This window comes from Billgrantia pellis, from assembly GCF_008297955.1.
GTDB classification, from domain to species: Bacteria; Pseudomonadota; Gammaproteobacteria; order Pseudomonadales; family Halomonadaceae; genus Halomonas; species Halomonas pellis.
Genome location: NZ_VTPY01000007.1, coordinates 41228 through 53990, shown reverse-complemented (window position 1 = coordinate 53990; position 12763 = coordinate 41228). Strand labels below are relative to the sequence as shown.

The 12763-nt window shown below is 64.4% G+C and carries 13 protein-coding genes; 8 read left to right on the top strand and 5 right to left on the bottom strand.

What is annotated here, in order from left to right; genetic code table 11:
- Positions 1 to 45: 45 nt before the first annotated feature.
- The 3 genes from F0A17_RS17405 to F0A17_RS17395 all read left to right on the top strand — a co-directional run bounded on the left by F0A17_RS17405 (position 46) and on the right by F0A17_RS17395 (position 2623).
- Complete coding sequence (locus tag F0A17_RS17405; protein WP_187774728.1) at positions 46 to 717, top strand: GntR family transcriptional regulator; 672 nt, start codon at positions 46 to 48, stop codon at positions 715 to 717.
- A 92-nt stretch (positions 718 to 809) separates the two neighbouring features.
- A complete protein-coding gene (locus tag F0A17_RS17400; RefSeq protein WP_149329630.1) occupies positions 810 to 1682 on the top strand; it encodes an urea carboxylase-associated family protein in 873 nt (290 codons plus the stop codon).
- Positions 1683 to 1708: 26 nt separating this feature from the next.
- Positions 1709 to 2623, top strand: coding sequence for a DMT family transporter (locus tag F0A17_RS17395; protein ID WP_149329629.1), 915 nt, complete (start codon positions 1709 to 1711; stop codon positions 2621 to 2623).
- Here the strand turns inward: F0A17_RS17395 and F0A17_RS17390 are convergent, their stop codons facing one another.
- Positions 2624 to 3886: an amino acid deaminase gene (locus F0A17_RS17390; protein ID WP_149329628.1), complete on the bottom strand. Its 1263-nt coding sequence runs from the start codon at positions 3884 to 3886 to the stop codon at positions 2624 to 2626. It lies immediately after the preceding gene.
- Between the two features lie 117 nt (positions 3887 to 4003).
- On the opposite strand from F0A17_RS17390, the gene F0A17_RS17385 reads away from it, so the two are divergent.
- Together F0A17_RS17385 and F0A17_RS17380 are read left to right on the top strand one after the other, a co-directional pair.
- Entirely contained in the window at positions 4004 to 4795 is a 792-nt protein-coding gene (locus tag F0A17_RS17385) for an enoyl-CoA hydratase (protein ID WP_149329627.1), read from the top strand.
- Positions 4796 to 4914: 119 nt separating this feature from the next.
- Positions 4915 to 5760: an IclR family transcriptional regulator gene (locus tag F0A17_RS17380; protein ID WP_149329626.1), complete on the top strand. Its 846-nt coding sequence runs from the start codon at positions 4915 to 4917 to the stop codon at positions 5758 to 5760.
- A 174-nt stretch (positions 5761 to 5934) separates the two neighbouring features.
- Here the strand turns inward: F0A17_RS17380 and F0A17_RS17375 are convergent, their stop codons facing one another.
- The 4 genes from F0A17_RS17375 to F0A17_RS17360 are packed head-to-tail and all read right to left on the bottom strand — an operon-like array spanning position 5935 to position 9382.
- A complete protein-coding gene (locus F0A17_RS17375; RefSeq protein ID WP_149329625.1) occupies positions 5935 to 6444 on the bottom strand; it encodes a MarR family winged helix-turn-helix transcriptional regulator in 510 nt (169 codons plus the stop codon).
- A gap of 21 nt (positions 6445 to 6465) precedes the next feature.
- Positions 6466 to 7761 (bottom strand): TRAP transporter large permease, encoded by a 1296-nt coding sequence (locus F0A17_RS17370; protein WP_149329624.1) that lies wholly within the window; start codon positions 7759 to 7761, stop codon positions 6466 to 6468.
- Complete coding sequence (locus F0A17_RS17365; protein ID WP_149329623.1) at positions 7758 to 8309, bottom strand: TRAP transporter small permease; 552 nt, start codon at positions 8307 to 8309, stop codon at positions 7758 to 7760. The genes F0A17_RS17370 and F0A17_RS17365 overlap by 4 nt, the downstream gene beginning before the upstream one ends.
- A 17-nt stretch (positions 8310 to 8326) precedes the next feature.
- Positions 8327 to 9382, bottom strand: coding sequence for a TRAP transporter substrate-binding protein (locus tag F0A17_RS17360; protein WP_149329622.1), 1056 nt, complete (start codon positions 9380 to 9382; stop codon positions 8327 to 8329).
- A 385-nt stretch (positions 9383 to 9767) separates the two neighbouring features.
- Between F0A17_RS17360 and F0A17_RS17355 the strand changes: the two genes are divergently transcribed.
- The 3 genes from F0A17_RS17355 (at position 9768) to F0A17_RS17345 (ending at position 12759) form a co-directional block, all read left to right on the top strand.
- Positions 9768 to 10736, top strand: coding sequence for an MBL fold metallo-hydrolase (locus F0A17_RS17355; RefSeq protein WP_149329621.1), 969 nt, complete (start codon positions 9768 to 9770; stop codon positions 10734 to 10736).
- 93 nt (positions 10737 to 10829) lie between these two features.
- On the top strand, positions 10830 to 12542 hold the full coding sequence (locus F0A17_RS17350) for an FAD-dependent oxidoreductase (RefSeq protein WP_149329620.1): 1713 nt from the start codon (positions 10830 to 10832) through the stop codon (positions 12540 to 12542).
- The gene (locus F0A17_RS17345; protein ID WP_149329619.1) at positions 12529 to 12759 is read left to right on the top strand and encodes a DUF2783 domain-containing protein; all 231 of its coding nucleotides are present in this window, start codon (positions 12529 to 12531) and stop codon (positions 12757 to 12759) included. Before F0A17_RS17350 ends, F0A17_RS17345 begins: the two co-directional genes overlap by 14 nt.
- The last annotated feature ends 4 nt before the right edge of the window (positions 12760 to 12763 follow it).

Genomic DNA, 12763 nt, shown 5'->3' with positions numbered 1-12763 from the left:
CTTGAGCGTGTCCGGCCAAACGTCGAAATGATGTGGAGCAATGGAGTGGAACTAAGCAATGACGCCCCCTTATCCGACCTGATTGCCCTCAGGTTGAAGAACGCCATCATTACCGGAGATATTGCGCCAGGCACGCCGCTGGTAGAGTCCGGGTTATGCAAGCAGTACCAGGCTTCGCGAAACACCATCCGCGAAGCGCTGCGCCAGCTGCGCTATGAAGGCTTGATCATCTATGCGCTGAACAAAGGAGCCCAGGTCAAGGTCCTGACGCTCTCCGATGTGCGTGACATCTACAAGATCAGGCATACCTTGGAACTCTCCGCCATCAAACACAGCCAGTACGTCAGTGAGCGCCATTTCGAAACTATCGACAACATACTCTGCGATGGCGAGAAGGCCGCCACGGAAAACCGCTGGAATTCGGTGGGCACCAGCAGCCTGTTCTTTCATCATGCCGTTGTGGGGCTGCTGGAGAGTGAGCGCTTGAGCAGCTACTTCAGCACCATTCTCGCCCAGTTGCGATTGATCTTCTCGATGTCCATCAACGAGAAACGGTTTCAGGTCGGCTGGCTCGAGAAGGATCGCAGTATCTACAGGCATCTCGTTGCGGGCCGGCAGGAGGAAGCCTCGGAGATGATGAAGCTATACCTGTATGAGTCTGAAGCCTACGTCAGCGACATCGTTCTGGCGCACCAGTCCGATAGGCGTAGAGGTTAAACGAGCCGTTTCTCGCGCCACAGCGGGCCTTTGCGTCAGGTCACTCTATTCGGCGCTGCGCTGCTCATCACAAGGACCAAGGAGTTTTCTATATGCCCAGCAACGTACCCGCCGCGTATCAGGCCAGCCGCGGCTCGATCCTGGACGTCGACAAGGCCTTCTACGACAGCCTGACCGAAGCCCACGCACCGCGCCAGCTAGTTGCCCAGCATACCGTGCCACTGCGTGACGGTCTGGCCTGGAGCGTCCCGGCGGGGCATGTCTTTCGCATCAAAATCATCGAGGGTTCCCAGGTCGGTGACTTCAACATGTGGAATTTGCACAACCCCCGAGAACGCATGTGGGCCTCACGCACCCGTCAGCTACAGCGGGCGCATGTCAGCACCTATGATAGGCTGTGGTCGACGCTTCCCTACCTGCGCCCCATGGCGACCATCATCGACGATACGCTGGCCGACTACGGCATGGATGAGCAAGGGGGGCGCGTTCATGACCTGCTTGGCACCCGCTGCGATCCGTATGTGAACCGTCTTCTGACGGGAGAGGACTTCGACTTCCACTGTCATTCCAACCTGGTTCGCGCTGTCGAGCCCTGGGGGTTGACCGAGTTGGATGTGCACGACGTGCTGAATATTTTCCAATGTACCGGTTTGAACGATGATGATCGGTACTTCATGAAGGCCTCTCCGGCACGCGAGGGCGATTACTTGGAATTTTTCGCCGAAATCGATCTGCTGTGCGCGCTGTCCTGCTGCCCCGGAGGCGATTTGTCAGTTGATTTGTGGGGCCCCGACGCAAGCGACCCTTTAGCCACATGCCATCCGTTAGGCGTGGAGGTCTTTGCGCTGGAGGAGGATCGTCTCGCAGGCTGGCAGCCGCCAGAGCCGGCGCCTTATCGAGGCCGTCATGGACGTCAGGCGCCATCCGTCGATTGGGCCGGGATCAAGCGTCAGCGTTGCGGCTGACTCCATTCATTACCAAGGAAGGGCATATGCCGACCGCTCCCGCCTATCTGATCGTGGTTCTGGTATGGGCCACGACGCCATTGGCCATCAAATGGAGCGCCGAAGCCGGCGCGCCGGTAGGCAGCGTGATGCTGCGCATGCTGATCGCCTTTCTGGCGGGGCTGGCGGTATTGCTGCTGATGCGTCGAGGCCTGCGCCGCGACGGCCGCGCGCTGAAGAGCTATGCGGCGGCGGTTCCCGGGGTCTTCGGCGCCATGGCGCTGAGCTATCACGCCTCGATGACGCTGCCTTCGGGCATGATGTCGGTGATTTTCGGCATGGCCCCGCTGATATCGGGGCTGATCTTGCAGTCGATGCCTGGCGCCGTGAAGCTCAAACGCTGGCACTGGATCGGCTGCCTGCTGGGGGTGGTGGGCCTCGGCGTGGTGTTCGCCGACAGCCTGGTACTAGGCAACGACCAGTTGCCGGCGCTACTGATGATGCTGCTTGCCGTGACCTTGTTCAGCGGCAGCGGCATCGCCGTCCAGCGCGCCGCCGCCGGACTCGGGCCACTGGAGCAGACCCTGGGCGCCCTCGGCCTGAGCCTGCCGTGTTTCTTCGTGCTGTGGTTGGCCAGCGGCGAGCCGCTGACGGTGCCGCTGAGCCCGCGCGGACTGTGGGCGGTCCTCTACCTGGCGCTGTTCGGTTCGCTGCTTGGCTTTCTCTGCTATTACCTGATTCTGTCGCGCCTTCCCGCCGCCACCGTGGCACTGGTCACGCTGATCACGCCGGTGCTCGCCCTGGGCCTGGGCATGACGCTCAACCAGGAGCAGCCCTCCTCATCGATGCTGGTCGGCGCGATACTGATTCTGGTGGCGCTCGGCGCTTATCTCTTCGGAGACCGCCTGGCCCGGCTCAAGGCCGCCCGCGAGCGAACGACCGAGCTCGAGCGGCACTCCTAGTCAGAAGCAAGTCTCCAGCACCTCGACCACTTCGAGTCGCTCGTTCACGCGACACAGGCGCCGCCACTTGTCCAAGGTCAGGCAGGGATGGGAGGCGCCGAAGGCGACGATATCACCCACCCGCACCCTGGCGCGCCCCACCTCGGGTTCCTCCTCTCGAGGGAGTTCGATGAAGGCGTGCTGATCCATCAGCCTGGTCACTCGCCAGCCTGCCACCGACAGAGGGCGCAGCCGCTCGTCCCCTTCGCGATAACGCCGCAGCGGCTCGGGCAATAAGTCGTGGCCGATGTCGCGCTTGCCCAGGCCGACGATGGCGAGCCCCGGCTCAGGCAGCGATACCACCTGGGCGAAGACTTCCAGCGCCGGTTCGAGGCCACGCGTCAGTGCCGGCTGCCGCTCCAACACCTCGCGCTGTGCCTGGCGGTAGATGCCGTGGTCGTGTACGACGTAGCAACCGGGGCGCAGCACCGGCACGAACCGGGAGCCCAGCCGCGCCTCGTGGAACACTCCGGCCATCAGGTCGTACCAGGCCGAGCCGGAAGCAGTGATCAGCGGTTCGGGGCTCTCGATCAGGGCATCGCGCTCCAGCGCCTGGGCGGCTTCCACCAACTGCCAGGCATAGGCGCGCACAGCCCGCTCCGGCTCGTCCGCATGTACCACCCCTTCGTAGCCCTCGAGGCCGGAAAGCACCAGCGCCCGCTCGCCGTCGATCCGCTCGGCCAGCGCCAGCACCTCGTCGCTATCGCGACAGCCACAGCGCCCGCCGGGCATGCCCAGTTCGATCAATACCTTCAGGCGCAGGTCGCGGGCGGTGAAGTAGCGTGCCAGTTGGTCGACGTTCGCGGCGCTGTCGACCACGCAGTAGAAGTCGGCGCCGCCCTCGATCAACTCGGCCACGATCGCCATGTTGGCTTCGCCGACGAGCTGGTTGGCCATCAGCATCCGTGTGATGCCGTGGGCGAAGGCAGCACGGCACTGGGGCGCCGTGGCCAACGTGATGCCCCAGGCACCGGCGGCGAGCTGGCGGTGGAAGAGCTGCGGGCTCATGGTGGTCTTGCCATGCGGGGCTAACCGGGCACCGTGAGCATCGCAGAAAGCCTGCATCCAGGCCAGGTTGTGCGCCAGCGCCGCTTCGTGAATCACGGCCGCGGGCAGGCTGACGTCGGCCAGCAGACGGTTGCCGGTCTGCGGCACACCCTTGTGCGGACTCTCGGCTGACGCTGGCGTGGGAGTGGGAGTGGGAGTGGGAGTGGAATCGTTCATGCTTCGCTCTCGCAGGGGGAGGGCCCGCTTCCTTCGCATCGCCTTTGGTCGCATGGCTGACGAATAAGGCCTTCAACGAGCTAGGCTGGAGGCGGGCAGTTTCTACAGGATACGACAATGAACACAATCGTCGATGAGCGCGCGGTCCTTCGGCACGATGCGGATGGCACCGCCACGCTGACGCTGAACCGGCCGCGCCAGTTCAACGCGCTATCGGAGGAGATGCTCGAGGCGCTGGCGGGCGAGTTCGACCGGCTCGCTGAAGACGCGTCGGTGCGCTGCGTGGTGATCGCCGCCGAGGGGCGCGCCTTCTGTGCCGGCCACGATCTCAAGCAGATGCGCGCCAACTCCGACAAGGCGTACTATCAGGCGCTGTTCGCTCGCTGCGGCGAGGTCATGCAGCGTATCGTCAATCTGCCGGTCCCGGTGATCGCTCGCGTGCAGGGGCTGGCCACCGCCGCGGGTTGCCAGCTAGTGGCCACCTGCGATCTGGCAGTGGCGGCACGTTCGGCGCGCTTCGCGGTATCGGGCATCAACGTCGGGCTGTTCTGCTCCACCCCGGCGGTGGCGCTATCACGCAGCGTGGGTCGCAAGCGCGCGCTGGAAATGCTCTTTACCGGCGAATTCATCAATGCCGACCAGGCGCTCGAATGGGGGCTGGTCAACCGCGTGGCCGACGACACGGCGCTTGACGAGGCACTGGGGGAACTGACCTCGAGCATCTGCGCCAAGAGCGCCGTGGCGTTGCGCATCGGCAAGGCGATGTTCCAGCGGCAACTGCAGATGCCGCTGAGCGAGGCCTACGACTTCGCCGGCGAAGCGATGGCCTGCAATATGCTGGCCGAAGACGTGGCCGAAGGCATCGACGCCTTCATCGAGAAGCGTCACCCCCACTGGCGGCACCGCTGAATACGCCTCGGCTAACGTGGAACGCATTTCCGCAGCCGCGACAAATGGCCCCTGAACGGGTATCCTGTCGGCGGCTTCCACGCGAGGCCAGCCAGGTCGATAAGCAAAAGGTGACGCAGGTGAGTGAAGTCAAACGCAGAACGGCGGGGCGCCCGCCAGGCCCCGGCAAGAGCGCCAGCGGCCACAGCCAGTCATTGGTACGCGGACTCAATCTGCTGGAGCGGCTGGCGGCGACGCCGGGCGGCCTGTCCTTGTCGGAACTGGCCGAGATGGTCGATCTGGCGCCTTCCACCACCCATCGCCTGCTGCAGGCGCTGCAGGGCCAAGGCTACATTACGCAGGACGCCGAGCTCGGGGTATGGAAGATTGACGTCAAGACGTTTCGCATCGGCAACAGCTTCCTCGAAGCGCGCGACTTCGTCGCCACCAGCCGCCCTTTCCTGCGCCGGTTGACCGCACAGACCGGTGAGACTGCCAACCTGGGCATTCGTGATGGTGCCACGGCGGTTTTCCTCGCCCAGAGTGAATCGCCGCAGATGATGCGCATGATTACCCGGCTCGGCTCGCGCGCGCCGCTGCATGCCTCGGGGGTGGGAAAGGCGTTGATGGCCTGGCTGCCCGACGACGAGTTCGACCGGGTGCTGGCCGAACGCGGCCTGGCGCGGGTCACCGAGAACACGCTTCACTCACCCGAGACGCTACGCGCCAACCTCGCCCAGGTGCGCCGTCAAGGCTTCGCCTGCGACCGCGAGGAGCATGCCATCGGCCTGCACTGCGTAGCCGCCTGTCTGCACGACGAGCACGGCACGCCGCTGGCGGCGATCTCCGTCTCCGGCCCTGTGGCGCGAATTCCCGAGTCGCGCCTGATGGAGCTGGGCGAACTGGTACGCGAAACCGCCGCCGAGATCACCACCCGCCTCGGCGGCCATGTGCCTGCCACCCCGGAGCCCGTAGCGGAAGCATGAATGATTCGGCGCTTGCCATCCTGACGCTGGCCCTCGGCACGTTCGGCCCAAGCTTCGCCGGCAAGCATTTCCGCTTCCAGCAGAGTGGGTATCAAGGATATCGCCAAGGAGTTCGAGTGGATGCGCCACAGCCTGCGCCCGGCCTTCGCGGCGGGCACTGCCGCGGCGAGGCGCTTAACCAATCCGCTCCAACTGCCGTTCGAGCTTGCGCATCACATTGAGCAGGTCGCGATATTCCCCAGCGGTAAGAGTCGCTACCAACCCCGCCTCCCAGGCCTGGGCTTCGGGAACGAGTTCAGCGAGCAGAGCCTGCCCCGCCGAGGTGAGATGCAAGTCGTGCAAACGCTGATCCCTGGGTGACGGCGTGCGGTGGATCAGACCGCGATCCTCCAGCGCCTGGATTGCCCGCGACACGCGGGCCTTGTCCATGTTGGTGTAGGTGCAGACCTTCTTGGCGGTCAGCTCGTCGCAGTGGCTGAGCCAGGCGAGCACCCGCCACTGCGCGATATTGAGCTGGTAACGCTCCTCGTAAAGCTGCGCCAGGGCCTGGCTGATGCGGTCGGCCAGACTGTTGAGCCGATAGGGCAGAAATTGGTTCAAATCCAGCTCGGGCTTCGCCGGCGGAGCATCCCGCTCGTCATCGCCACCGATGGCGAAGCCGGCCCGGCCCTCTTCCCTGTTCATCACGGCACTCCTCGGCTCGAATCAATACAGCAACTGCGGCAGGAACAGCACGATACTCGGGACCAGCAGTACCAGCAACGCACGCACCATGCCCGCCACCCAGAACGGCGTCACGCCGCGGAAGATCGTGCCCGTGGAGACGTCCGGCAGCACCGCCCGCAGCACGAACACGTTCATCCCCACCGGCGGCGTGATCAGGCTGATCTCGATCACGATCACCACCAGAATACCGAACCACACCAGGTCGTAGCCCAGCCCCGCCACCACCGGGAAGAATACCGGCACGGTGAGCAACAGCATCGACATGCTCTCGAACACGCAGCCCAGCAGTACGTAGATGGCGAGTATCACCAGGATCACCAGGAACGGTGCGATGTCGAGCCCGTTGACGAAGGCCAGCAGGTCGCTCGGCAGCCCCGCCCGATTGATGAAGTTGGCAAAGATCAACGCAGTGAGCACCACGGCGAACAGCATGGCGGTGGTGCGCACGGTGTCCATCAGCACGTTCATCAGGACCTGCACCGTCAGCGCACGCCGCAGCAGGGCGATCAGGAAGGCGCCCATGGCACCGATGCCCGCCGCCTCGGTGGGGGTGAACACGCCGAGATAGATACCGCCGATCACCAGCACGAATAGCGCCAGGGTGTCGCCCACGCTCTTCAGCGCCTTGATACGCTCGGGCCACTCGACCTTCTCACCGGCCGGGCCGGCGTCGGGGTCGCGCCACATCACCCATTTCACCGCCACCAGGTAGAGCACGATACCCAGCATGCCGGGAATGAAACCGGCGGCGAACAGCTCGCGTATGCTGGTCTCGGTGAGGATGCCGTAGATCACCAGCATCACGCTGGGCGGAATCAGGATGCCCAACGTGCCGCCAGCGGCGATGGAGGCCGAGGCCAGGGTGTCCTTGTAGCCGTACTTACGCATCTGCGGCATCGCCACCCGACCCATGGTGGCGGCGGTGGCAAGACTCGAGCCGCAGATGGCGCTGAAGCCGCCGCAAGCGACGATGGTGGCCATGGCCTGGCCGCCCTTGCGATGACCGAGAAAGCCATTGGAGGCACGAAACAGCGCATCGGACAGCCCAGCGTGCGACACCAGGTTGCCCATCAGGATGAACAGCGGGATCACCGATAGGCCATAATCCATGGCCGTGTCGATCACCCGCCGCGCGGCCATCGACTCGGCGGCGCTCCAGTTGCCGGTAAGAAAGTAGAAGCCCAGGAAACCGACGATCCCCATGGCGAAGGCCAGCGGTACCCGCAGAAACGCCAGCAGCAGCAGGGCGGCGAACCCGTAGAGTGCTTCGATCACTTATCACCTCCCGGGGCTTTCTCGGGACTGAGGGGACCGCCCCGTTCGACCATCCCGATGCCCTCGAGCAGGTAACGCACCGCACGCAGCAGGGTCAACAGGGCGGAAACGGCCAGCATGGCGGCCATCAGGTAGATCAGGTAGCCGACCGGGATGCGCAGGAATTCGGTCACGTCTCCCCATTCGAAGGCCCGCGCGCCCAGGGCCCAGACGCGGCTGGCCATCACCCACAATGCCGCGGTGACGATCAGATTGACCAGGACCTGGCGAATCCAGATCAGCCGCGAAGGGAAGATCGTGTCGAGCAGGTCCACGCTGACGTGCTCCTCGCGCCAGCACACCACCGGCAGCGATAGGAACACCACCGCCGCCAGCATCAGTTGGGTCAGCTCGACGGTGCCGAGAATCGGCGAGTTGAAGAAGAAACGGCCGGCGACGTCCGCCGTGGTCAGCAGCATCATGGCAAAGAGAGTGGCGCCCGCCACTCCCTCCAGCCCCAGCTGCATGACCCGACCGACACGCTGCCAACGGGTCGACAGGCTGGTCATGATTGGCTCCTGATGGGTTACTGCTGTACCACGCGAGACGCGATGCTCTCTTCCCCGGCCGCCACGCCGAGCTGGTCGCGGAAGAAGCTCAAGGCCTCGCGAGCGTCGAGGTCGCCGCGACTGACCTTGTCGGCCCATGCCTCGATCAGCTCGTCACTGACCTCGCGGAGCATGGCAATGTCGTCCTCGGAGGCCTGGGTGAAGGTATTGCCGAGCTCCTTGGCGAACTCGACACCACGCTCGTCCGACACATCCATCATGTAGCCGAACAGGCGTGACAGCTGTTCGCCCGACACCCTCTCGATGGCCTCGCGATCTTCCGCCGACACACGATCCCACACCATGGGACTCATGATGATGGCGAAGCTGCCGCGGTAGAAACCGCCATCCACCGTCAGCGTATTCGGCAGTACCTCGGCCACGCGGAAACTGCGAAGCCCCTCGAGGGTCAGCATGGCGCCGTCGATGACACCCTGGGAAGCGGCCTCGTAAACACCGGTGGGCGGCAGCGCCACGCCGGTCACGCCGATGGCATCCGCCAGTTCACTCATCAGGCCACCGCCCGTGCGCAGCCGCTTGCCTTCCAACTGATCAACGGTTTCGACCAGCTCGGCGGAGAAGATCTGACCCGGCCCGTGAACGCCGACAGCCATGACCTCCAAGCCGCGGTGCTCGTTGCCCTGGGCGAGATGCTCCTGGTAAGTCGTCCAGTAAGCGGACGACGCGGCTTCGGACGAAAACGCCTCGAAGGTGGGAAATTCCGGCAGCTTGGTCAGCTCGAAGCGACCCGGCATGTGGCCGTGAAAGATCCAACTGGCATCCGCGACCCCGTCGGCTACCAATGCCATCTGCGCGTTGGGCGGACCGAGGTCCTCGTTGACCTGTAGCGTTACCCGGCCCTCGGTCGCTTCCTCGATCCAGGCCTTCCAGGTGGGCCAGACAATGGTATTGATGCCGTGGTTCGGCCCACCCCAGCTGCTGACGTTGATGGTGGTCTCGGCCAAGACCGGCGTGCCGAAGCCAAGGCTCAGCGCCGCCACGGCGCCGATCATGAGGCGATTGGAGTTTGTCATTGCGTGCTCCTGGTCGTCGCGGGAGGCGTACTCGCGCCACGTGTGTCTATCTGCGTTGTTGTATTGCGACTGAGCGCTGGCCAGCAGTGAGGCCTGCGTACGACAGCCTGTTCTTATTCCCGCTGTCACCATGCCGCCAGTTACTCTCCCCTGCAACTAATTTGGCTTTCAGCGGCATTAGACTTAGGTCGCAAAAGCACGCAAAACACATGATCTAGGACAATATTTCGCCTTTCTTGCCGCACTTGCTTCGCGGGCTGGTACGTGGTCTGCTGGACATATAGTTTCATTAACAACTATGCTGGCAGCCATGCCCATCCCACACGGCCATGATCCGGCCTGCACGTCGCCCCGCCGCGGCGCCCCTGACGATATTGGAGGAACCATGAGCAAGACATTCGCCTCGCATGCCGATACCGAAGAGAAGCAGGTCAGCTTCACCCAGCTGGCGGAGGGCCTGTATGCCTATACGGCCGAGGGCGATCCCAATACCGGTGTCGTCATCGGCGACGACAGCGTCATGGTGATCGACACCCAGGCCACGCCGATCATGGCTCAGGACGTGATCCGCCGCATTCGCGAGGTGACCGACCTGCCGATCAAGCACGTGGTGTTGACCCATTACCACGCCGTACGCGTACTCGGCGCCTCGGCCTATGAGGCCGAGAACCTCTACGCCAGCCAGAACACCTTTGATCTGATCGTCGAGCGCGGCCAGCAGGACTACGAGTCCGAGGTCGGCCGCTTCCCGCGCCTGTTCAAGGGCGTCGACTCGGTGCCCGGCCTGACCTGGCCCAACATCGTGTTCCAGAAGGAGCTGACGGTGTTCATGGGCAAGCGTGAGGTGCGCATCCTTCATCTGGGTCGCGGCCACACCAAAGGCGATACCGTCGTCTGGCTGCCCGAGGAAAAGGTGATGTTTTCCGGCGATCTGGTCGAATACGGCGCCACCCCCTACACCGGCGACGCCTACCACGAGGACTGGCCGGCGACCCTCGACCGCCTGCAGGCCATGGCCCCGCAGAAACTGGTACCGGGCCGCGGCGAGGCGCTGCAGTCGCCCGAGCAGTGCCAGGAAGCGATCCAGGGCACCCGTGACTTCCTTGCCGACATGTACGAAAGCGTCAAGGCGGGCAAAGCCGCCGGCAAGTCGCTCTCCGAGTGCTACTCCGAAACCTACGCCAAGCTCAAGCCGAAGTACGGTCACTGGGTGATCTTCGACCACTGCCTGCCGTTCGACATCACCCGCTGCTTTGATGAGGCCGGCGGCGAATATCCCGACCCACGCATCTGGACCGCCGAGCGCGACACGCAGATGTGGCACTCGCTGCAGGAAGCCGTCGAGAACCAGTAAGCCGTCATCAACAAGCCTCGCCAGAGCCACGGCCTGGTGAGCGATGCCGGGGCAAGGCGAAACGAAGGTCCGTCAGTCCCGGCCGGAGGAAGCATGCCTACGACTTACAATAATCCCGTCTACCCGTATCGACGCCCGCCGGAACTCGACCACCATGTCGTACGCCACTGCCCCGTGGTGATCGTCGGTGCCGGCCCCACCGGCCTGGCCATGGCCATCGACCTGGCACAGCAGGGCGTCGAGAGCGTCGTGCTCGATGACAATAACACCGTCAGCGTCGGCTCACGGGCGATCTGCTTCGCCAAGCGCACATTGGAGATCCTCGACCGCCTGGGTTGCGCCCAACCGATGGTCGACAAGGGCGTGACCTGGCAGCGCGGCCGCGTCTTCTTCCAGGAGCGCGAGGTCTACCACTTCGATCTGCTGCCGGAGGAGGGCCACCGCATGCCGGCCTTTATCAACCTGCAGCAGTACTACTTCGAGGAGTACCTGGTTAACCGCGTCGACGCGCTCACCGACCGCATCGACTTGCGCTGGAAGCACAAGGTCACCGAGGTCATCAGCCAAGCCGAACGCAGCGAGGTACAGGTCAATACCGAGGATGGCGACTACCGCCTCACCTGCGACTACCTGCTGGTGGCCGACGGGGCCAACAGCAAGATCCGCGACATGCTGGGCCTGGAGAGCCGAGGCCAGGTCTTCCAGGACCGCTTCCTGATCGCCGACGTGATCATGAAGGCGAGTTTCCCCACCGAGCGCTGGTTCTGGTTCGACCCGCCCTTCCACCCCAATCAGTCGGTGCTGCTGCATCGCCAGCCGGACAACGTCTGGCGCATCGACTTCCAGTTGGGTTGGGATGCCGACCCGGAAGAGGAGAAGAAGGAGGCGAACATCCGCCCCCGGGTACAGGCGATGCTCGGCGAGGACGTGGAGTTCGAGCTCGAGTGGGCCAGCGTCTACACCTTCCGCTGTCGCAAGATGGATGATTATATTCACCACCGCGTGTTCTTCATGGGCGATGCGGCCCACCAAGTCTCGCCCTTCGGCGCCCGCGGCGCCAACGGCGCGCTGCAGAGTACCGAGAATCTGGCGTGGAAACTGGCTCGCGTGCTCAAGGGCCGCGCTCCCGAGGCGCTGCTGGCGACCTACAATGACGAGCGTCAGCACGGCGCCGCCGAGAACATCCTCAACTCGACCCGCGCCACCGACTTCATCTCGCCCAAGAGCCGCGTCAGCCGGCTGTTTCGCGACACCACCCTGGAGCTGGCCGAGCACTATCCTTTCGCCCGCCGCCTGGTCAATAGCGGCCGCCTGTCGATGCCGTGCCACTACGACGGTTCGCCGCTCAACGGCCACGAGACCGAGGGTCTGCCCCATGGGCTGCGCCCCGGCAGCCCGACCAAGGATGCTCCGGTACGGGTGGCGGGCCGCCCGGCTTGGCTGCTCAACCAATTGGGCAACCGTTTCGTGCTGCTGCTGGATGGGCGCGTCGACAGCGCCCGGGCCGAGGCGCTCAAGGCCGAGCTCGCGACGCTGCTCGCGCGTCGCGACGATCTCGCTCTGCTGATCGTCGGCCCCACGTCCCATGCGCTCGCCGAGCTGCCGCGCAGCACGCTGATCGAGGATGCCGAGGCGCTGGTAGGAGAACGCTACGGTCTCACCGGCGGCACCGCCTACCTGATTCGCCCCGACCAGCACGTCACCGCCCGCTGGCGCGAGGTATCGGCCGGTGCCGTCGATAAGGCGCTGGATCGCGCCCTGGGCCGTCACCTTGATGCCGAGGAGGTGCGCCATGCCACGGCTTGAACTGACCCCCAATTTCACCGACCCGGACGCCTTCTACGCCGCGCTGACCGAGGTGCATCGCGAGCGTAGCGAGGCCGAGAGCGAGCGCATCAACGCGCGGCTGATCCTGCTGCTGGCCAACCACATCGGCGATCAGCAGGTGCTCGAGGAGGCCTTGGCCATTGCCGGCCAAGCTGCCGGTGCGGCATCCCCAGACAAGCCAACAGACAACGAGTGAGAGG